The 21094-nt window shown below is 66.5% G+C and carries 19 protein-coding genes; 13 read left to right on the top strand and 6 right to left on the bottom strand.

All coding sequences use genetic code 11. From position 1 onward, the window contains the following. Nucleotides 1–763: 763 nt before the first annotated feature. The 5 genes from GN331_RS07410 (at nucleotide 764) to GN331_RS07390 (ending at nucleotide 6436) form a co-directional block, all read left to right on the top strand. Nucleotides 764–1675 (top strand): ABC transporter ATP-binding protein, encoded by a 912-nt coding sequence (locus GN331_RS07410; RefSeq protein ID WP_156641365.1) that lies wholly within the window; start codon nucleotides 764–766, stop codon nucleotides 1673–1675. Further along, nucleotides 1672–5331, top strand: coding sequence for an ABC transporter permease/M1 family aminopeptidase (locus GN331_RS07405; RefSeq protein ID WP_156641364.1), 3660 nt, complete (start codon nucleotides 1672–1674; stop codon nucleotides 5329–5331). The genes GN331_RS07410 and GN331_RS07405 overlap by 4 nt, the downstream gene beginning before the upstream one ends. Nucleotides 5332–5339: 8 nt before the next feature. Next, a complete protein-coding gene (locus tag GN331_RS07400; RefSeq protein ID WP_156641363.1) occupies nucleotides 5340–5483 on the top strand; it encodes a hypothetical protein in 144 nt (47 codons plus the stop codon). A 282-nt stretch (nucleotides 5484–5765) separates the two neighbouring features. Beyond that, nucleotides 5766–6047 (top strand): hypothetical protein, encoded by a 282-nt coding sequence (locus tag GN331_RS07395; RefSeq protein ID WP_156641362.1) that lies wholly within the window; start codon nucleotides 5766–5768, stop codon nucleotides 6045–6047. Between the two features lie 35 nt (nucleotides 6048–6082). Continuing rightward, nucleotides 6083–6436 (top strand): hypothetical protein, encoded by a 354-nt coding sequence (locus GN331_RS07390; RefSeq protein WP_156641361.1) that lies wholly within the window; start codon nucleotides 6083–6085, stop codon nucleotides 6434–6436. Nucleotides 6437–6895: 459 nt separating this feature from the next. Here the strand turns inward: GN331_RS07390 and GN331_RS07385 are convergent, their stop codons facing one another. Beyond that, nucleotides 6896–8689, bottom strand: coding sequence for a DEAD/DEAH box helicase (locus GN331_RS07385; protein ID WP_156641360.1), 1794 nt, complete (start codon nucleotides 8687–8689; stop codon nucleotides 6896–6898). A gap of 76 nt (nucleotides 8690–8765) precedes the next feature. Between GN331_RS07385 and GN331_RS07380 the strand changes: the two genes are divergently transcribed. Further along, nucleotides 8766–8984, top strand: coding sequence for an RNA-binding S4 domain-containing protein (locus tag GN331_RS07380; protein ID WP_156641359.1), 219 nt, complete (start codon nucleotides 8766–8768; stop codon nucleotides 8982–8984). Here the strand turns inward: GN331_RS07380 and GN331_RS07375 are convergent, their stop codons facing one another. Both GN331_RS07375 and GN331_RS07370 read right to left on the bottom strand, forming a co-directional pair. Next, nucleotides 8985–10439: a hypothetical protein gene (locus GN331_RS07375; protein ID WP_156641358.1), complete on the bottom strand. Its 1455-nt coding sequence runs from the start codon at nucleotides 10437–10439 to the stop codon at nucleotides 8985–8987. It abuts the gene before it with no gap. A gap of 43 nt (nucleotides 10440–10482) precedes the next feature. Continuing rightward, nucleotides 10483–11646 carry a COG3904 family protein gene (locus GN331_RS07370; RefSeq protein WP_156641357.1) on the bottom strand — a complete coding sequence of 388 codons (1164 nt, stop codon included), beginning with the start codon at nucleotides 11644–11646 and terminating at the stop codon, nucleotides 10483–10485. 168 nt (nucleotides 11647–11814) lie between these two features. Here GN331_RS07370 and GN331_RS07365 point away from each other — a divergent pair, with 168 nt between their 5' ends. Further along, a complete protein-coding gene (locus GN331_RS07365) occupies nucleotides 11815–13128 on the top strand; it encodes an aminotransferase class V-fold PLP-dependent enzyme (protein ID WP_156641356.1) in 1314 nt (437 codons plus the stop codon). 3 nt (nucleotides 13129–13131) lie between these two features. Here GN331_RS07365 and GN331_RS07360 read toward each other — a convergent pair whose 3' ends face one another. Both GN331_RS07360 and GN331_RS07355 read right to left on the bottom strand, forming a co-directional pair. Beyond that, complete coding sequence (locus GN331_RS07360) at nucleotides 13132–13596, bottom strand: hypothetical protein (RefSeq protein WP_156641355.1); 465 nt, start codon at nucleotides 13594–13596, stop codon at nucleotides 13132–13134. A 234-nt stretch (nucleotides 13597–13830) separates the two neighbouring features. After that, nucleotides 13831–14025 carry a hypothetical protein gene (locus tag GN331_RS07355; protein WP_156641354.1) on the bottom strand — a complete coding sequence of 65 codons (195 nt, stop codon included), beginning with the start codon at nucleotides 14023–14025 and terminating at the stop codon, nucleotides 13831–13833. A 225-nt stretch (nucleotides 14026–14250) separates the two neighbouring features. On the opposite strand from GN331_RS07355, the gene GN331_RS07350 reads away from it, so the two are divergent. Beyond that, nucleotides 14251–14772: an EF-hand domain-containing protein gene (locus tag GN331_RS07350; protein WP_197427045.1), complete on the top strand. Its 522-nt coding sequence runs from the start codon at nucleotides 14251–14253 to the stop codon at nucleotides 14770–14772. A 6-nt stretch (nucleotides 14773–14778) separates the two neighbouring features. Here the strand turns inward: GN331_RS07350 and GN331_RS07345 are convergent, their stop codons facing one another. Beyond that, complete coding sequence (locus tag GN331_RS07345; RefSeq protein ID WP_156641352.1) at nucleotides 14779–15996, bottom strand: alkaline phosphatase family protein; 1218 nt, start codon at nucleotides 15994–15996, stop codon at nucleotides 14779–14781. A gap of 119 nt (nucleotides 15997–16115) precedes the next feature. Here GN331_RS07345 and GN331_RS07340 point away from each other — a divergent pair, with 119 nt between their 5' ends. From GN331_RS07340 to GN331_RS07320, 5 genes are all read left to right on the top strand, one after another. Next, nucleotides 16116–16652 carry a YybH family protein gene (locus tag GN331_RS07340; RefSeq protein WP_156641351.1) on the top strand — a complete coding sequence of 179 codons (537 nt, stop codon included), beginning with the start codon at nucleotides 16116–16118 and terminating at the stop codon, nucleotides 16650–16652. A 37-nt stretch (nucleotides 16653–16689) separates the two neighbouring features. Then, nucleotides 16690–18354 (top strand): urocanate hydratase, encoded by a 1665-nt coding sequence (gene hutU, locus GN331_RS07335; protein ID WP_156641350.1) that lies wholly within the window; start codon nucleotides 16690–16692, stop codon nucleotides 18352–18354. Between the two features lie 27 nt (nucleotides 18355–18381). Then, the gene (locus GN331_RS07330) at nucleotides 18382–18843 is read left to right on the top strand and encodes an OsmC family protein (RefSeq protein ID WP_156641349.1); all 462 of its coding nucleotides are present in this window, start codon (nucleotides 18382–18384) and stop codon (nucleotides 18841–18843) included. A gap of 92 nt (nucleotides 18844–18935) precedes the next feature. Continuing rightward, nucleotides 18936–19379, top strand: coding sequence for a nuclear transport factor 2 family protein (locus GN331_RS07325; protein ID WP_197427044.1), 444 nt, complete (start codon nucleotides 18936–18938; stop codon nucleotides 19377–19379). Continuing rightward, nucleotides 19376–21022: a DUF6438 domain-containing protein gene (locus tag GN331_RS07320; protein WP_156641348.1), complete on the top strand. Its 1647-nt coding sequence runs from the start codon at nucleotides 19376–19378 to the stop codon at nucleotides 21020–21022. Before GN331_RS07325 ends, GN331_RS07320 begins: the two co-directional genes overlap by 4 nt. Nucleotides 21023–21094: the final 72 nt, after the last annotated feature.

Raw genomic sequence — 21094 nt, 5'->3', positions numbered from 1 at the left:
TGCTACACGAAGAGCGAGCCACGCTCCGCAAAAGGACATCCAGCACGACGCACCGCTGCGCGCAGCGTCTGATCTTTTCGCGACAGCATTTGGTGAATGGGTGCGTCGCTGGTTGCGCGCTGCGCGCCTACAGCCAGCACACCAGACGGACGGAACGTCGCCCACCTCGGCGCGCGCACCGTCGTGACTTCGTCGCCTCTGGCAGGCGACGTTCCTCGCGGCGATCGGATGGGCGAAGCGGTGCTTCTCTCCCTTTGGGAGAGAAAGCGGGACCTCAGCGCAACCGCTCTGCCATCAACTCGCCGCGAAGGCGCCGATGCCCGAGAGAGGACATCGAGGAGAACGCGCGACCGGAGCTCGGCTACAAGATGTCCTCGACGGGCAAGGCGTCCGCCCGTCTGGTGTGCTGGCTGTAGGCGCGCATCCATCAACAAGCGACGCACCCATCACCACCAAGCTGTCGAGCAACTCAGAGCGGAGTGCGCAGCGGACGTCGCGTTGAAGGCCACATTGCGGAGCTTGAGCTCTTGCGGAGCAATGTGCCCTTCAATGCGGCGCGCCGCTGCGCCCCTCTGGTGGCGGCGCACGACAACCAACGACGATGCTTCCGCGCACCAGCTAAACAGATCCATGAATGATTCAGTGGAAGGGCAGTGAATGGTCACGGTGACGTTCGTCACTTCGCGGCCCCCACACATTCGCCCCACCCTCGCCTCACCCCGTCGCGCAACGCTTGCCGGGTCCCGCATCCAACAACCCGCCCATGCAACTGACCCTCCGCGACATCTGCAAGACCTATCCCAACGGCGTGCAGGCGCTGAACAAGGTCAGCCTGACCATCCCCGTCGGCATGTACGGATTGCTCGGCCCCAACGGCGCTGGCAAGTCGACGCTGATGCGTATCCTGGCGACGTTGCAGGAAGCCGACAGCGGCAGCGCCATGCTCGGCGAACTCGACGTGTTGCAGCGCAAGGAAGAGGTGCGCAAGACGCTGGGATACCTGCCGCAGGAATTCGGTGTGTATCCGCATGCGAGCGCGCATTCGCTGCTCGATTATTTCGCGGCGTTGAAAGGCATCGCTGCGCGGGGTGAGCGGCGTGACGTGGTCGAGTCGCTGTTGCGCCAGGTGAATCTGTGGGACGTGCGCAATCAAAAGCTGGGCGGCTTCTCGGGCGGCATGAAGCAGCGCTTCGGCGTCGCTGTCGGACTGCTGGGCAACCCGAAGTTGTTGATCGTCGATGAACCCACCGCCGGCCTCGATCCGGCCGAGCGCGTGCGTTTCCTCAATCTGCTCAGCGAGCTCGGCGAAACCAGCGTGGTCATTCTCTCCACGCACATCGTCGAAGATGTCTCGGAGTTGTGCACGCGGATGGCGATCATCAATCGCGGCCGCATCCTGCTCGAGGCGCAGCCGATGCAGGCGATGGAAGGCATTCGCGGCCGAATCTGGCGTCGCGTAGTGGCCCGGGATGAACTCCCGGCGATCCAGCGCGACCACGGCGTGATTTCGACGACGCTGCTGGGCGGACGCACCGTCGTGCATGTGTACGACGAGACATCGCCGGGCGCCGGCTTCGAGGCGACCGAGCCCGACCTCACGGATGTGTACTTCAGCACGATGGCCGGGCACATCGGCCAACACGTGGCGAGCGCGCAGCCGGTCGCCGAAGCATGAAGCTCGGCACGATCTTCCGGTTCGAGTTCGCTTACCAGGCGCGCCGGGTTTCCACGTGGCTGTATGTTCTCGCGGTGTTCCTCGTGGCCTGGAGCATCATCCAGGGCAACTACGCCGACGACGCACGCAACGGGTGGATGTTCATCAACTCGCCGCTGGTGATCGCCTCCACCACCGTGGTCGCGGGGATGCTGTGGTTGTTCGTCGCCGCGTCGATCGCGGGGGATGCTGCGTCGCGCGATGTCGAGTCGGGCCTGCATCCACTCAGCTACACCGCGCCGGTCACCAAGTTTCAATACCTCGCCGGGCGCTTCCTCGCGGCCTATGCGCTCAACGCGCTGATCCTGCTGGCGGTGCCGGCGGGCATGTTGCTCGGCATGCACTGGCCCGACGTCGAACCGGAAATCGTCGGCGAATGGCACCCTTCCGCCTTCGTGCTGGCCTGGTTGATGATCGCCTTGCCGAACGCGTTCATCGCCAACGCGGTGCAATTCGCGTTCGCGGCGTTGAGCCGCCGCGCGATCGTCGCCTACTTCGGCAGCGTGGTGTTGTTCTTCGCCTCGATGGGCCTGGCCGCGTTCGTCATGCAGGTGCTGCACCAGCAGGACCTGGCGCGATTGCTCGATCCGATCGGCATGATCGCCATCGTCAGCAACCTGTCGGACACGTTGACGCCGACCGAACGGAATACGCAGATCGTCGGCTTGCAGCCCTTGCTGATCGCCAATCGCCTGCTGTGGTTTGCCGTGGGCGGCGCGGTGCTGGCGTTCACCTATCGGCGCTTTCGACTCGCGCATCCGGCCGAACGCGGTCGCCGCGCGCGGCGTCGCAAGGGACTCGCTGCGTTGCAGGAAGCGAACGCCGCATCGGTCGCGCCGCAACCGGCGATCGTCGTAGCGCCGGTCGCCGAACGCCGCTTCGGCGGCGCGACGCAACTGCGACAACTGCGCGCCGTCACGTCGCGATCGCTGCGCAGCCTCGCGAAAGGCTGGACCGTGTTCGCGCCGCTGGGCGCCGTCGCCTTCCTCGCCTGCGTCGCGGTGCCGGCGCGCATGGAATGGATCGGCGTGCCCTTGCTGCCGCGCACCGAGCATGTGTTGACCTATCTCACGGCCGCGCTCGCCAGCCCCGGCAACCGCGTGTGGATGATCATTCCGTTGCTGACCATCTTCTACGCCGGCGAACTGGTATGGGGCGACCGCGACGCGCGGATGGGCGAAATCAGCGGCGCCGCGCCGGTGCCTGACTGGGTGTTCTTCGTCGGCAAGTTCCTCGCGCTGGCGATGGTGCTGATCGCGTGGATGCTGGTGTTGATCGTTGTCGGCGTGCTCGGCCAGGCCGTGCTGGGGTATTCGCATTTCGAGATTGGCGTGTACGCCAAGGTGTTGCTTGGATTGCAGTTGACCGATTACTTGTTGTTCGCGCTGCTCGCGTTGACCGTGCACACGGTGGTGAACCACAAACACCTCGGCACGCTGGCGGCGCTCGTGGTTTATGGACTGATCGCCTTCGCACCGATGTTGGGCATCGAGCACAAGCTGTTGGTGTTCGGCGCCAGTCCGGGTTGGTCGTATTCGGACATTCGCGGATTCGGCGCATCGCTGCCGCCGTGGTTCGCGTTCAAGGCCTACTGGATCGCGTGGGCGTTGTTGCTCGCCGTGCTGGCGCGGCTCGCGTGGGTGCGCGGACGCGAATCGGACGTGCGTGCGCGGCTGAAGCTGGCACATGCGCGCTTCACGCGCCCCACGGCGATCGCCGCCGCGTTGGCCGGCCTCGCGATGCTGGGCCTGGGCGCGTACGTCTTCTACAACACGAACGTGCTCAATCGCTATCAGTCACAAGGCGCGCGTCTCGCGAACATGGCGGCGTACGAACGTCTCTATGCGCGCTACGCCGACGTGCCGCAACCGCGCGTGACCACATCGAACATGCGCGTCGAAATCCATCCGGACAAACGCGCCGCGGAGTTCAGCGGCCGCTATCGATTGGTCAATCCGACGACGCACGCGATCGACACTGTGCACGTCGCCACGGCGACCGACGACGGGATCGACACGCGCAGCCTGCGCTTCGATCGCCCGTCGACGCTCGTGCTGGACGACGCCCTCCTCGGCCATCGCATCTACAAACTCAGCACGCCGCTACGCCCGGGCGAGTCGATGCAACTCGACTACGACGTGCGCTTCGCGCCGCGCGGCTTCGGCAATCGTGGCGCGAACGACAGCATCGTCGACAACGGCACCTGGCTCACCACGGCCGGCATCCTGCCGACTATCGGCTATCAACCCGCGCGCGAACTGCGCGAGGCCGGCGATCGCCTCACGCAGGGCTTGCCCGCGCGCCCGCTGGTGCCGGCGCTGGAAGACGTGAAGGAACGCCAGGCGGTGCCCGGCGATGTCGGCGTCCAGTTCGAAGCGATCGTCGGCACCACCGACGACCAGGTTGCGATCGCACCGGGCGTGTTGCGTCGCAGCTGGCGCGAACACGGCCGCCGCTACTTCCAGTACGCCAGCCCCGCGCCGATCCGCGAGGGCGTGCAGTTCTTCTCGGGCCACTACGCGGTGAATCGCACGCAGTGCCATGGCGTGGAGGTCGAAGTGTTCCATCACCCCACGCACGACAGCATCGTCCATTCTATGGCGCGCAGTGCGTGCGCAGCGCTCGCGCTGTATCCGCAACTGTTCGGACCTTATCCACACCGCACGATGCGCATCGTCGAGAACGCCTCGCGCGACATCGGCGCGCATTCCGAGCCCAGCCTGGTCGATTACGGCGACGGCTTCGCGCTGTTGAACGCAGGCAGCGCGCCCGAGGACCTCGACCTGGTGTTCGCCGTCACCGCGCACGAGGTCGCACACCAGTGGTGGGGCGGCGGGCGGTTCTCGCCTGCGCGCGTGGAAGGCGCCGGGTTGCTCATCGAAAGCATGGCCACGTTCTCGGCCACGCAGGTGGTGGAGCAGACGCTGGGCCCCGATCAGTTGCAGGCCTACCTGGACATGATGCGTCGCGAGTACCAGGTACCGCGCTCGCGCGCGTCGCCACCGTTGCTGCGTGCGACCGAGCAATTCCTCAACTATCGCAAGGGCCCGTTGGCGATGTACGCGCTGAGCCAGTACATCGGCCGCGATCAGGTCAATCTCGCGCTGCGCCGACTGCGCGATGCGCATCCGCCGGGTAGCGTGCCGTTGGCGACTACGTTGGATTTGTATCGCGAGTTGAAAGCGGTCACGCCGGTGCAGTATCAGCCTCTGCTGCACGATCTGTTCGCAGCCAATACGTATTGGGAGCTCTCGGCGTCGCAAGCGCGGGCGACGAAAACCAGCGACGGTCGCTGGCAAGTCACGATGGACTTGCGTGCGCGCAAGTTGGTGGTCGACGACGCTGGCGCGGAAATCGAGCGGCCGCTCGACGAATGGGTGGAGATCGGCGTCTTCCCTGGTCCGTCGCGCAAGGCGGAGAACGGCGAGGTGATCCTCGGCAAACCGATGTATCTGAAGAAGCATCGGATCGACAAGGCGACGCAGACGATCACCGTGGTGGTGCCGAGCGAGCCTGGCCATGTCGGCGTCGATCCACGCGCGCTGCTGGTGGATGTGCGGCCGCGGGATAATTTCGTGGATGTGGGGAGTGACGTGGGTGCGCAGAAGCATCCGTAGGTGTTGATGTGCGCCGCCACCAGAGCGGCGCATCGGCGCGCCGCATTGAAGGCCACATTGCTCCGCAAGAGCTCAAGCTCCGCAATGTGGCCTTCAACACGACGTCCGCTGCGCACCAGGGCGGATTGATTCGCGACAGCTTTGTTGAATGAGTGCGCCGCTTGTTGATGGATGCGCGCCTACAGCCAGCACACCCGACGGGCGGACGCCTTGCCCGTCGAGGACATCTCGGAGCCGAGCTCCGGTCGCGCGCTCTCCTCGATGTCCTCTCTCGGGCATCGGCGCCTTCGCGGTGATCTGATGGGGGGGGCGCGGCGCCCCTCTCCCCTGCGCGAGGGGTTTGAGAGAGAGCCCGGCGTTTTAGCGCGCACCCCTCCTGTATTTCAAAGGAGTTCGGAGGCTTGCGCTAGAGTCTCCGAGGGCAACAATGCTGCATGCCGAACAGACCTGCTGGGGGTAGCGTGAGTTCGAAGCGACAGATCAGCTACATCGTGGCGAGCGACGTGAACCACAGAGATGGCATCGGCCTGGAGACATACGTTGACGGCGAGCTCGTCATGGAAATTTTCAGGGACGACTCCGAGCAGAGAACGTACGTGACCTTGTTCGCTGACGCGATCGACTTTGGCGTCCTCGAGGCCTCCATTGAGGAGTTCAAGACACGCATCGATCAGAGCTACATCGAGCAACCCAACGGGTCGTCGACGTGCCAATGATCAAAACGATCCGCTCCGTCCTGCTTGGATTCTTCATGGGCGACCCCGTCAAGATTCTCGAAGCGCGCGAGAGCGTCGGCTTCGACGCGATCTTTGATCGCTACTACGCGAATTCCGGCCTGAATCCGGAATCGGTGCACGTCTTCCTGAAATACATGGCCACGGAAATGTACTTGCCGATGGACAAGTTGCGCCCGACGGATCGGTTCGACGTCGAGCTCTCGCAACGAACATCCGAGTGGGATTCCGGCTTCGGCCTGGTGCTTGACGAAGTGATGCGAAGTGCCAGGGAGGCCGGCGTCGAGATCACCGGCAAGATCGAGTCCATCGACGACTACATCCGATGGATGTGCGCAATTGAAGCCGCCAGCGGCAAGCCTCTGCGATAGACAACGCCCTCACCCCAACCCCTCTCCCGCAGGGAGAGGGGCACCGCGCCACCCATCAAATCGCCGCGAAGGCGCCGATGCCCGAGAGAGGACATCGAGGAGAGCGCGCGACCGGAGCTCGGCTCCGAGATGTCCTCGACGGGCAAGGCGCCGCCCCTCTGGTGTGCTGGCTGTCGGCACGCATCCATCAGCGCTCAACGCACCCATTCAACAAGTGCTGTCGAGCAACCCAACCCGTGGTGCGCAGCGGACGTCGCGTTGAAGGCCACATTGCGGAGCTTGAGCTCTTGCGGAGCAATGTGGCCTTCAATGCGGCGTGCCGATGCGCCCAACTGGTGGCGGCGCACAAACAACAAAGACGCATGGTTCTACGTACTGAACCTCAAGATTTACCCCACCCAAAAAGAAACCCGCCATGCGGCGGGCTTCTTTTTGACCTCCCCTGGAGGGGAGGTGGACTCAGCGACGTGGCGGCGGCCCCTTGCGATGCGGTCGGGGCGCGGGACGATGCGCCGGCAACGGCGAATCCCCCGCACGACTCAACCGCAACGGCTGCCCCGCGACCCGCACCTTCTGCAGATGCGACATCAACTCCGGCGGCATCCCTTCCGGCAAATCCAACAACGAAAAATCATCGTGGATGTCGATCCGCCCGATGAACTTGCTCTCCAGGTCCGCCTCGTTCGCGATCGCACCGACGATGTTGCCGGGCTTCACCCCGTGGCGATGACCGACCTCGATCCGATACGTCTCCATGCCCTCGGACGGCGCCTGCCGCGGACCCACGTCGCGCTTCTCGCGCGGCGGCCCACGCTCCGGACGATCCCCGCGCTCGAACGACGGACGCGGCGGACGCTCACCGCGCTCCGGACGCTCGAACGCCGCACGCTCCACGCGCGGCTTGGGCTTCTCCGGCGCGAGCAACAAGGGCGAACGCCCCTGCACCATCTTCGCCAGCGCCGCCGCGATATCGCCGACCGGAATGTCGTGCTCGCGCTGATACTTCAGGATCAGATCGCGGAACAGATCGAGCTCGTTGCCCTCGACCTTCAACGCATCGGTGATGCGATCGAGGAACTTCGCGACACGCTTGTCGTTCACCGCCTCGACGCTCGGCAACTGCATCTCTTCGATCGGCTGGCGCGTGGCGCGCTCGATCGAACGCAACATGCCCTTCTCGCGCGGCGTCACGAACAGGATCGCCTCACCACTGCGCCCCGCACGCCCGGTGCGGCCGATGCGGTGCACGTAGCTTTCGGTGTCGTACGGAATGTCGTAATTCAACACGTGGCTGATGCGCTCGACGTCCAGGCCGCGCGCGGCGACGTCGGTCGCGACGAGCACATCGAGATCGCCGTCCTTCAAGCGCTGGATCGTGCGCTCGCGGATCTTCTGGTCCACGTCGCCGTTGATCGCGGCGGCGGCCAGGCCACGCGCGGCCAACTTCTCCGCGAGTTCCTCGGTCGCCATCTTGGTGCGCGCGAACACGATCATCGCGTCGTACTTCTCGGCTTCCAGGATGCGCGTCAACGCATCGAGCTTGTGCATGCCGGCGACGAACCAATAACGCTGGCGGATGTTGGCCGCGGTGCTGGTCTTCGACGCGATGGTGACTTCGACCGGATCGCGCAGGTAGGTCTGCGCGATGCGACGCACCTGCGAGGGCATCGTCGCGGAGAACAGCGCGATGCGGCGGCCCGGCGGCGTCTTCTTCAGCACGGCCTCGACATCGTCGATGAAGCCCATGCGCAGCATTTCGTCGGCTTCGTCGAGCACGAGCGACTTGAGGTTCGACAGGTCCAGCGTGCCCTTGTCCAGATGGTCGATCACGCGGCCCGGCGTGCCGACGACGACATGCACGCCACGGCGCAATGCCGACAACTGCGGCCCGTAGCTCTGGCCGCCGTAGATCGGCAGGACGTGGAAGCCCGGCAGTTTGGCGGCGTATTTCTGGAAGGCCTCGGCGACCTGGATGGCCAGCTCGCGCGTAGGCGCCAGCACCAGGGCCTGCGGCTTGGTCTGCGTCAGGTCCACCTGCGCCAGGATCGGCAGCGCGAAGGCGGCCGTCTTGCCGGTGCCGGTCTGGGCCTGGCCCAGCACGTCGCGGCCTTGCAGCAGCGCGGGGATGGTGGCCGCCTGGATGGGCGACGGGGATTCGTAACCGACCGCATCCACGGCCGCCATCACGGCAGGAGGCAGGCCGAGATCGGCGAATCGCAGGGACGGGGCGGTTTCGCCGGCGGGGGTCGACATGGGCACTCCGGCCTCTTGGGGGGCGCTATTGTGCGCCCTTGGCCGTGACAGCGCCTTCCTTGCCTCCAGGACCCCGATGCAACGCCTTCAATTCGCCCTCGACGGGCACGATTACGTCGAACTCCACCAATTGCTGAAGCTCGTCGGGGTCGTCGACAGCGGCGGTGCGGGCAAGCACCTGGTCGCCGATGGGGCCGTGGAGGTCGATGGCGTCGTGGAGTTGCGAAAGAGCTGCAAGATCCGCGCGGGGTCGCACGTGGTCGTCGGCGACGTCGCGATCGACGTCGTCGCCTGATTACTGGATCAGGGTGGCCCGCAGGAATGCTTCGCGCGTGATGCGGTAGTCCGCGAATCCACCCGGCATGCGCGCACGCACGTGCGCTTCGTTGGCGTCGACCGAAATCAACATCGCCGTGCGCGGCGCGTTGTGCATGGTGAACACCTGCAGCATGTGGCCCTGCATCGCAGGCAGGTCGTCCCAATCCAGGCGGCCGCCCGGCGCCATCGCGGGCGTGGCGCTCGGCAAGGACGAGGCGTATTGCGGCTTCGCGGGCGCGGTGGCATCGCTGGCCACGGGCGATGCCGGAATCGCGGACTTCGGCGCCGAGACGTTGCCGACCGACGGCATCGTGCCGCCGTTTTCCTTCGTCATCGCGGCGAACGTCGCGCCGTCCGCGGTGGCGAGCGGGCGCGGCGTCGTGCCGCTGAATTGCACGTCGCCCTGCTGGCTGCCGTGTTCGAGCCGGGCCGCCATGCGCAACAACGCACTGCCGTTGAGGCGCGCTTGCGCACGTTCGCTGCTGTGGAGCGGCGTGGCGTAGGTGCCGCCGAAGGCGAGCTGCCCGCCATTCGTGGCGAAATCACGATACGCCGCGACCGTCTGCGCATCGGCCTGCAGGCCGCGCGTTTCGAGCAGGCGTTGCACCGACATCACGTGCCGCGCGACGAATGTCGGCTCGTCGATCTGGTCCTGCTTGGCGCAGAACGCATTGCGCGCGCGCACGAAGCCCTGGTCGCTGATGTCCCAACGTTCCGACACCGTGGACGTCGCGGCCTTGTCGATCTGCAACAGGCTCGTCGGCGCGGCCAGCGTTTCCACGCGGTCGTACTGCAGGCGCGAGGCACCGGGCGTGTTGAGCACCATGCGCGTTTCCACGCGGCTGTCGGCTTCGCGCAGGGTCAGTTCGAATTGCGCGGGACCGGCGTCCAGCCCCATCGCGCTGAGTTCTTCGCGCACGAAGAACGCATGGCGCGAACAGCCTTCGGCCTCGAAGGGCGAGGCGCTCATCGCGCCGATCGGCCCGAGCGTGCCGAGCGAAGGGTCGAAGCCGGCGCGCGTGGTGAAGCCTTCGAAGGCGATGTGCCATTCGAGGAGCTGCGCGTTGGCGAGCTTGGTGTCGAGCAGGTTGCGCAGATAGAACGCCCAGCCGCCGGGGGCGCGCACGCGCATGCGTTCGAAGCGCAGCGTGTTGGTGTCGCCGGCGAAGCTCGCCGATGTCGCGTCGGGCGCGAGGGTGGGCGTGCTCAGGTAAACGAGGATGTCGCTGACGACGATGTCGCCGTTCGGATCGAACCACACGCGGCCCATCGTCGTATCGCGGGCGCCGGTGAAGACATGCGACAGGCTGCGCGCCGCGAACCGCTGCGCCTGCGCGTACACGAACCACGCGGTGCCACCGATCGCGAGCACGCCGGCCAGCACGATCCAGCGCAGGCGTCCGCCAGCACTCCTTGTTGCCTTCCGCCCCATCGATTTTCCCCAGTTCCCCCCGGAACGGGGAACACGCTAGCACTTATTCGCGGTGCTTGGCGGGCTTGGCATCGCGCTCGGCCGCATCCTCAGGCTTGGTGGCGACGTTGGCCTTGGCGACCTCGTTCTTGGCCACATCCGCGGCGGCCTTCGCCTCCGCGTCGTCCGCAGGGGGTTCCACGGGCTTGGCATCGAGCGTCGCGAGCGGGCTGTCGGCCGGGCACTTGTCGTCGGGGAAGCCGAACTCCGGACGCAGCGCGCGCCCGCACTCGTTGATCGCGTCCACGCCGGTTTCGAGCGTCGCGCACTTCTGCTCGTACGTGCGATAGAAGCCATCCAGGCGGCGCGCGAAGTCCAACCCGCAACGGCGCACCAGGCGGATGCGGTCGAGGTCTTCCTGCGCCGCGTTGCGACCGGTGAGGCCGTACTCGGAGAGTTCTTCCGGCGTCAGCAGGCGCAGGCTGCGATTGGGCACCGTCATCATGAAATCTGCGACTGCCACGCCCGCGCCGTTGCGCTGCAGGTAATCCTTCATCGCCTCGTGCACTTCGTGCAGCTCGGCGCTCAACTCGGCGCGCGAAGAGGCTTCGGATTGGATGCGGATGATGCGATGGATGCCGACCGCGCCGGAGATCACGCGATCGTCGCCACCGGCGAGCAGCAACACGCACGCGCTGTGGCACACCGCGTTCTCGCGCACCCAGATGGTCCAGCCGGCTTCGGCCATGATGTCGCCGGCGCGGATCGCGTCTTCGACCTGGCCGCCGCTGGAATCGATGTCGAGGATGCGCTGCTTGATGTCCATGCGCGCGGCCATGTTGCCGACGCGTTCGATCAGGGTGGTGAAGTCGCCCGCGACGCGGCCGCGATAACGCAGGCGCACAAGGCCGGCGTCCTTGCACGGCAGCATCGCGTCGAGCACGGCGAAGAACGACAGGTCGGTGAACGTCTTGCCGTCACCCTGTCCGACGTAATCGGTGCTGCAACTGATCGACGCGGTGCCCGACTCGAGCGTCGCCTCGGGCCATTCGGTCGTGCTGGCGATGTTCGCCTTCTTCTTCGGCGGCGGCGGGACATCGACGGAAACCGCGCCGAAATCCTGCGTGTTGTCGGCGCTGGTCTGCGTGTTCGGCGTCTTCGGCGGCCCGGCCTGCTCGGCCGTGCACGCCGCCGCAAGCAGGGCTGCGGCGAGGACGGCGGAAAACACGGGAAGACGGCACGGGCGCATGGAAATTCGGAGCGAGGAATGTTGCGGCCCAGTGTAGGCGCTGGGCACGGCCGTGGATCGAATCCCGAGTGAACCGAAAGGAGGATTGTCCGTTCCAGCACGAAGGAAACGTTGCCCCGGAGGTCATCCCGCGACCGGAGCGCGTTCATGGACCTCACCCGCCGCCGTTTCCTCGCCGCCGCGCCCGTCGCCTTCACGGGCACGCTGGGCGCGGGCTCGCTGCTCGCGGCGCTGGAAGCGCACAGCCGCGCCCTGCCCGACCTGTCGTCCTGGGATGCGGTGCGCGCGCAGTTCGCGCTCGATCCGGCGTGGGCGCACTTCGCGAGTTTCTTCATCGCCAGCCATCCGGCGCCGGTGCGCGATGCCATCGAAGCGTGGCGCAGCGCGATGGATCGCGATCCGTTCCAGGTCATCGAAGCCGGCATGTTCGAAGAAGAGTCGAAGAACGTGCCGCTCAAGGTGCAGGGTGCGATCGCGAAGTACATCGGCGGGCGCGCGGAGGATGTCGCGCTCACGCGCTCGACGACCGAAGGTCTCGCGTTGATCTACCACGGCCTGCCGCTGCGCGCGGGCGACGAAATCGTCGTGACCACGCACGATCATTACTCGCACCACGAATCGATCCGCCTGGCCAACGAACGCAGCGGCGCGACCGAGCGACGGATCAAGTTGTACGACGATGCGAAGGACGCGACGCTCGACAGTCTCGTGTCGAATCTGCTCGCCGGCATCGGGCCGAAGACGCGCGTGGTCGGATTGACGTGGGTGCATTCGAGCACCGGCATGCGTTTGCCGATCCGCGAGATGGCGAAGGCGTTGAAGGACCAGCATCCCGACGTGCTGCTGGTGCTGGACGGCGTGCACGGCATCGGCGCGGTCGACGAAACGATCGCGACGATGGGCCCCGACTACATCGCCGCGGGCACGCACAAATGGATGTTCGCGCCACGCGGCACCGGCATGTTGTGGTCGAACGCCGACGGTTGGGCGCGCCTGCGCCCGACGGTGCCCAACTTCACCGACTGGGAGTCGTACAACGCGTGGGCCGAAGAACGGCCGGTGAAAGGGCCGAACATCGCCGCGCGTGTCGCGCCCGGCGGCTTCCATGCGTTCGAGCATCAGTGGGCGATGTCGGCGGCCTTCGAAATGCACGAAGCGATGGGCCGCGCGCGCGTGGCCAATCGCATCGCCGAACTCAACACGCGCATCAAGCAGCAGTTGGCCGGGCATCCGAAGATCCGCGTGCATACGCCGGAATCGCCCGCGTTGTCCGCGGGCCTGGTGGCGTTCGAAATCGACGGGGTGAAGCCGGAGGACATCGTCAAACGGTTGCGCGAGCAGAAGATCGTCGCGAGCACGAGCCCGTATGCGGTGACTTACGCGAGGCTCGCGGGGAGCCTCGTCAACACGCCGGAGGAAGTGGACCGCGCGGCGCAGGCGGTGGTGCGGCTCGCCGGATAAGCCTCACGCTACCCAGCGGCCGGTGCGCAATCCCGCGAGCAGCGTCATCGCATCGGGCTCGGTCTGCGCTTCGATGGGCGGCGCGGGCTTGATGCGCGTGGGCGGCGACAACAACCAGTCGAGCGCTTCGGTCGTCGCCGTGAATCGGCGGAAGCGGAAATCGCGCGCTTCGGCCAAACGCTCGACGGCAAGATTGATGCGCGCGCCATCGGGATACAGATAGGCGATGCGGCAGCCCTTGAGCTTGCGTTCGGTGGCCAGGCGCTGCGCGAAGGCGGCGCTGGTCGCGAGCGAATCGTTCGCGCAACTGGCGCCGATCATGTCGACGAGGATGCGATACGGCCGCCCCTCTTCCATCTCGGCGAGGATTTCATCGAGCGCGGTCTGGCGTTCTTCCACCCAGACCAGGCCCCACAAGGTGCAGACGGTCAGTCCCAGATACTGGTTGACCTCGACTTCATACGGCATACGGAACACCCCTGCGTGCGCATCGCCCACCCCCTGCAGGCGCTGGCGCTACGCAAGTCTCCCGTTGCGTTGGCGTGAATGCCTGAAGCGTGTCCGACGCCTTTGTACATCCGTGCACTGGCGCACGCTTTGAAGCCGCAACTGTGCGCGGCCGCACGCTTTGAGCTGAACGGATTTAATGTCCTGGCGGTAGCGGCGCGTTGAGCGCCGGTGGCGCTGCGCAAAACGGCTTACTCAGTGCGCGGGGTCGCCTTCTTTCTCGGCGACTTGTTGCATCAGGGACTCGCCTGCCGGCGTGAGGCAGATGCCTTCGGCGCTGACATCGACCAGCCCCGACTCCGACAACGCCTGCACGATGAACGGGAAGATGGGTTCCTTCCGTTCCAGGGCGTCGAGGATGAACAGGTATTCGTACTCGGTCGGGGACATGCAAAAAGGGATCGGCGGCTGCTTGTTGGGCAGGAATGTTAGGAACCGCGCGGTGACAGCGAAGTGAGAAAAAAGCGGCGTAACCCCATGAAATTCAGCCTGAACGCGCGATTTCGCAAACTGTCACGCCGACTGAACGAGACGGGCGATGCGTCAACTGCGACGAGCGGCAGGCGTTATCCGGACCACGCGCGGCGCCCCAGCCGCGACGACGACGGAGTCCCCATGAAAGTCCAAGCCCTCGCCGCGGCGCTGCTGCTCCTGCCGGCACTGTCCTTCGCGCAGGCGCCCGCCGGTGCCGCGCAGCCCCACCGTGGCATGCACCACGGTGGCCTCGAACGCCTCGACACCGACAACGACGGCCGCATCAGCCGCACCGAGTTCGATGCCGGCCAGGCGCAACGCGACGCGTGGCGCGCCCAACATCCCGAGCGTGCCGAACGCGCGGACAGGCGCAGGCACGACGCGCCGACCTTCGCCGTGCTCGACACCAACCGCGACGGCTACATCGTGCGTTCGGAAGTGTCGGCGTACCACGACCGCGTGCGTCCGCAGCGCGATGCGGAGCGCGCGGCGAAGTTCGACGCACGCTTCAAGGAAGCCGACCTCAACCGCGACGGCAAGCTCGGCCGCGTCGAAGTGCAGGAAAAGATGCCGCGCATGGCCGATCGCTTCGCGTGGCTCGACGACAACAAGGATGGCTTCCTGACGCGCGCCGAACTCGAAGCGGGCCACAAGCGCCGCTGACGCGTGTCACCGCAGCGCGGGCGTGAACACGTCCGCGCTGCCGTCGTGTTCGCCGGGCGGCACGTCAATCAGGCGTGCGAGCAGCGGATACACGTCGACGTTGTCGAACAGCGGCAAGCGCACGCCCGGCACGAACGCCGGGCCCTGCGCGATGAACAACGCGCGCATCGAAGGCAAGTCCGGATCGAAGCCGTGCGAACCACGCGGATGTGCGGGCCGTCTGGCCACCGCGTCGCGAAGGATCGCATCCCACCCTTCGTCCATCTGGCACGTGATCGGCGGCACGCGCGGGTGCGTGCCGTAGTGCCAGCGTTGCGGGAGTTCGGATTTCCGCCAGCATTCGTAATGCGCATGGCGACCGAGGAGCTGTCGTTCCGCAGCCGCCGCGTGCCCGCGTTTCGGCGCGAAGCCGACCACCTGTCCGGTCGATACAACCTCCGCATCGTGCGCATCGACCATGTCTTCGATCGCGACCACGTGGCCGGGCGACACGTCCGCCATGCCGTGATCCGAAACGATCACGAGGTTGATGCGATCGCGCAGGCCACGCGCCTGCAATTGATCGAGCAAGTGGCCGATCGACGCGTCGATCTGCGCGATCGAACGCTGCATTTCGGGCGAATCGGGGCCGAAATCGTGGCCCGTCTTGTCGAGCAGCTCGAAGTACAAGGTCGCGAAGCGAATGCGCGGTTCGCTGAGCCACTCGACGACCTGGTCGACGCGCGCATCATCGGGAACGGCGCTGTCATAGGCGCGCCAATGCGTCGGCCGCACGCCGCGAATCGGCGCCTGCGAACCGGGCCAGAACATCGTCGCCGTCGCAAGCCCTTGCTTCTGCGCGGTGACCCACAGCGGTTCGGCGCCATTCCACCAGCGCGCATCGCTCGCCTGCGCTTCGTTGTTCGCCTTGAACGCACCGAGTTGCGCATCGCGCATCGTGTTGTGCACGACGCCATGCCGATCCGGGCGCAAGCCGGTGACCAGCGTGTAGTGATTCGGGAATGTCAGCGAGGGATACGACGGACGCATGCCGTCGGCGCGGACGCCTGCATTCGCGATGCGCGACAGGTTCGGCGTGATGCCGCGATCCAGGTAATCGGCGCGGAAGCCGTCGATCGAGACGAGCAGCACCGGCGGCGCATCCCCCGGTCGGGGGGTGGAGGCGCACGCGGCGAGCGCGATGCTCAGCAGCAGGGCCAGCGCGGCCCGGAACAGGATCCCCATGGCGCGATGATACGGCGGGCCTTGCGTCGGCCTCATGACTGCACGCGCATGACTTCCGTCGCTGGCCGTACACCCGATGCGGGCGCAGTCTGGCCGCTTCGCCCACCACGGAGTCGGTCATGCGCCTTGCCCTCGTCGTTGCAGCCCTTGCGGTTTCGTCGTCGGCCTTCGCACAGGAGCCGGCGACGCCCGCGCCCGACCCGACCTTCAGCAAGGACGAGTGCGCCGTGTGGGCGCGCGAGCAGTCCTTCGCCGACAGCGTGGCCGCGCACGATGCGAAGGCCTTCGCCGAGCACGTGCATCCGGGTGCGGTGTTCGCCGCGAATACGCCGCGCCCGACGCGCGGCCGCGAGGCGATCATCCAGGAGTGGGCGGGGATCGTCGACGGCTCGGCGATCGGCCTGACGTGGTATCCCGCCGTCGTCGTGATCGGCGGCGAATCGGACATCGCACTGTCGAGCGGACCGGCGCTGATCGAATCCCGCGACCCGAAGGCCGCGCAGAAGTACTTGCTGGCCAATTTCACCTCGACTTGGCACCACGACAGCGACGGCACCTGGCGCGTCCTGCTCGACGGCGGCACCCCGCCCAGGCCCGCCAGCGACGCCGACGTCGCCGCATTCCGCGCGGGCCGCAAGACCTGTCCGCAGGGCTGAGGGATAATCGCGGGCTCCCCACGCGCCGGAGCGCTCGATGTCGACCCGCAAGGATTCCAGCCGCACGATCCGCGCCCCGCGCGGCAGCCAGTTGTCCTGCCCGTCCTGGCTGTCCGAGGCGCCGTTCCGCATGTTGCAGAACAACCTCGACCCCGAAGTGGCCGAGAACCCTGCGGAGCTGGTGGTCTATGGCGGCATCGGCCGTGCGGCGCGCGACTGGGAATGCTTCGACGCCATCCTCGCCTCGCTGAAAACCTTGCGCGACGACGAAACCCTGCTGATCCAGTCGGGTAAACCGGTTGGCGTGTTCCCCACGCACGCCGACGCACCGCGCGTGCTGCTCGCCAACTCCAACCTCGTGCCGCATTGGGCGACGTGGGAACACTTCAACGAGCTCGATAAGAAGGGCTTGATGATGTACGGCCAGATGACGGCCGGCTCGTGGATCTACATCGGCTCGCAGGGCATCGTGCAGGGCACGTACGAAACCTTCGTCGAAATGGGCCGCCAGCATTACGGCGGCGACCTCACCGGCAAGTGGATCCTCACCGCGGGCCTGGGCGGCATGGGCGGCGCGCAGCCGCTGGCCGCGTCGCTCGCCGGTGCGAGCTCGCTCAACATCGAATGCCAGCAGTCGCGCATCGACATGCGCCTGCGCACGCGTTACGTGGACGAACAGGCGACCGACCTCGACGACGCGCTCGCGCGCATCGAGAAGTACACGGCCGCCGGCGAAGCGAAGTCGATCGCGCTGCTCGGCAACGCCGCGGAAATCCTGCCGCAGCTCGTGCAGCGCGGCGTGCGCCCGGATGCGGTGACCGACCAGACCTCCGCGCACGATCCCGTGCACGGCTATCTGCCGATCGGTTGGTCGGTCGATCAATGGCTGCGCATGCAGACCGAAGATCCGGGCCGCGTGCGCGATGCGGCGAAGAAGTCGATGCGCGTGCACGTCGAAGCGATGCTCGCGTTCGAAGACATGGGCATCCCCGTGTTCGACTACGGCAACAACATCCGCCAGATGGCGAAGGACGAAGGCTGCACGAACGCGTTCGACTTCCCGGGCTTCGTGCCGGCCTACGTGCGTCCCTTGTTCTGCCGCGGCGTCGGCCCGTTCCGCTGGGTCGCGCTGTCCGGCGATCCGGAAGACATTTACAAGACCGACGCGAAGGTGAAGGAACTCATTCCCGACGACGCGCACCTGCACCGCTGGCTCGACATGGCCAGGGAACGCATCAGCTTCCAGGGCTTGCCGGCGCGCATCTGCTGGGTCGGTCTCGGCCTGCGTCACAAGCTCGGCCTGGCGTTCAACGAGATGGTGCGCAACGGTGAACTGAGTGCGCCGATCGTGATCGGCCGCGATCACCTGGACAGCGGCAGCGTCGCCTCGCCCAATCGCGAAACCGAAGCGATGAAGGACGGCAGCGATGCGGTCAGCGATTGGCCCTTGCTCAACGCGATGCTCAACGTGGCCGGTGGTGCGACGTGGGTCTCGCTGCACCACGGCGGCGGCGTGGGCATGGGTTATTCGCAGCACTCGGGCGTCGTGATCGTCTGCGACGGCACCGCCGAAGCCGACAAGCGCATCGCGCGCGTGCTGTGGAACGACCCGGCCACGGGCGTGATGCGCCACGCCGACGCCGGCTACGACATCGCCAAGCAATGCGCGAAGGAACAGGGGCTCAAGTTGCCGATGGTTTGAACGCGCCCTGCGCGCGAGGAGTTCGACATGGCTGACGTCGCAACCACACCCGTGACCCTCGCCGAAGGCGAGGTCATGGCCCATTCCGACAACACGAGCTTCGTCACGACACTCGACGTCGCCGGGCACCCGATGGTGTCGGACGAACCGGTCTCCGTCGGCGGCACCGACAAGGGCCCCTCGCCTTACGGCCTGCTGTCCGCCGCGCTCGCCTCGTGCACGACGATGACCTTGCACACCTACGCGAAGTCGAAGCGTTACGACGTCACCGACATCCGCGTGCGCGTCAAGCACGAGAAGGTGCACGAAACCGACTGCGAGAACTGCGAGCGCGACCCGGGCGCGAAGGTCGACACGCTCACGCGCACGATCTGGATCGAAGGCGCGCTCGACGACAAGGCGCGCGAACGCATGATGCAGATCGCCGAGAAGTGCCCGGTGCATCGCACCCTGGGCGGGCCGATCCGGATCGTCACGCAGGCGGGCTGAGGGGCGAGGACGCTACTTCCGGTCACTCCCCTGCGCGGCACCGCGCCGATGCTAGAGTGCGGCCCACCATCGGGGCGCGCAGGGGTCGGCGGATGAAGGGCACGGGACGTGGTTTGGCGGCGTTGTTCGCCCTGGTGATCGCGAGCGCCGCCATGGCCGACGACAAATCGGCCGAGAAAGACATCCTCCGCGTCGAAGCGGAACTCCTGCACGCGTGGGAAACCGGCGACGCCGCCACGGTGCGGCGCGACCTGGACCCGTCGTTCACGCTGGTCGACTCGAAAGGCGCCATCACCGACTACGCCGCCAACGTCGCCGAAGTCGAAAAACGCGACCCCGCCTACACCGTGTTCCGCAACCGCGACCAGGCCGTGCGCGTGTACGGCGACAGCGCGGTGGTCATCGGCATCACGCGCGTCGAGGGGACTTCGGGTGGCGCGAATTTCACCGCCGAGTTTCGATTCACCGATACGTGGGTGAAGCGCGACGGGCAGTGGAAACTGGCGGCGAGCCACGCTTCTAGATTGCCGGAATGAGACGCGCGCTCATGGCATCGGTGCTTGCGGCCATGTCGCTGGCGCCCACGGCACGCGCCGGCGATGCCGAGCATTCGATTCCACCCTCCTGCAGCCCCGAGACTCGGAGGGCGTTCACGCCCGAGCGCGAAGTGGTCGACGCGCATCGACAGTTCGACCTGCCCGTCCCGCGCTACGCAGCCGGTACGCGGCCCGAGGGCACGGGCATCGCCGTGCATGTCCACGTGGACGCCACGGGCAAAGTCACGTGTGTCGATCTTCTCGACGGTTTTTCGCTCCGCAGGCGCCCGCCGGTCACGCCCGAGCGTTTGGCCGCGTTGCGATCGATCGCGGCGGGTCGTTACGCACCCTTCAACGACGACGGCGGCCCGCCGGTGGCCGCAGACTTCTTCGAGCGAATTTCGGAAGAAGACATTCCGAGCGTGCATCGCCCCATGCCCGACGTGCCGCTCAAGGCGACGCGCATCCGCCTGGAACGCACGGCGTGTTTCGGCATTTGCCCCAGGTACGCGATCGAAGTCGATGGCGAAGGCAGGGTGACCTACGTCGGCGAGGGCTACGTGGATGTCGCGGGGAGGCACGAAGACCGCATCGCGCCCGAACGCGTTGCGCAGTTGGTCGAACAGGCGCGCGCGGCGGACTTCTGGTCGCTGCGCGAGAACTACATGACGCGGGTCAGCGACATGTCCGCAACGACGGTGACGTTTCGGAGGGGCCGTGCATCGCACACCGTCGAGGACTACGTCGGCGAATGGGATGGCATGCCGCGTGCCATGTCGGCATTGGAAGTCGCGATCGAAGACGCCGCCGAATCGGCGAAGTGGATCAATCTGTCCTCGGAGACAGTCGACGCGCTGGTGCGCGAACGGTTCGTGTTCGATTCGCCCGAAGGCGCGCAGATCCTCATGCGTGCGATCGCCAACGAATACACGCACGACGAGGCCGCGATCGCGCGCCTCGTTGCGCTGGGCGCGCCCATCGGGCCGATCGACCGCGAAAGCGTGGGCTGGGGCTATTTTTTCGCCACGCCGCTGGAAGGCGCCCTGGCGCGCAGGCGTCCGGAAGTCGTGAAGGCATTGCTGGCGCGCGGCGCGCTGGGAACGGCGGAGCACCCGGATGTCGCCCTCCTGAATGCGGCCTTTCGTGCCGCCATCGAAGGGGGCGAACTTGCTTCCGTGCAACACATCTGGAACGTCGCGGCGACACACCCTTCGCTCAGTTTCGAATCACGATCCGAGGCCAGCATCGACGACGAGCACGCGCGCGCAACGAAACGCGCCCCGGTGACGCTGCTGCTGCGCGATGAGAACAGCGAGTCGAAGGCGTGGGAGGGTTTCGCGATCGCGCGTTGGCTGGTGGAACAAGGCTGCGACCTCCACGCATCCGACGCCGACGGCAAGACGTTGCTGCACATCGCCGCGCGCGATGGCGATCTCGCGATGACGCGCTGGCTGCTTGCGAACGGCGCAGATCCGAGCGCGAAGGAAGCCGACGGAGACACGCCGCTCGACGAAGCGCTCGACGAAGACGTCGCCCTTGCGCTCCTCGACGCCGGGGCGAAGGCGCACGTCCCCGACTTGATCCGTTGGGCGCGGCAATTCGGATGGACTCGCCTCCAGGCCCGCCTGGCGAACGGGTCGTAACCCCGCGCCTCCGGGCCGACCGTTGGCCGATTGCGCCATCGCGGCAAAAAACACGCAACACACTCACCCAGG

This window comes from Noviluteimonas gilva, assembly GCF_009740395.1.
Taxonomy (GTDB): Bacteria; Pseudomonadota; Gammaproteobacteria; order Xanthomonadales; family Xanthomonadaceae; genus Noviluteimonas; species Noviluteimonas gilva.
The sequence above is the reverse complement of the archived record's forward strand: the minus strand, read 5'-3'. Positions and strand labels throughout refer to the sequence as shown.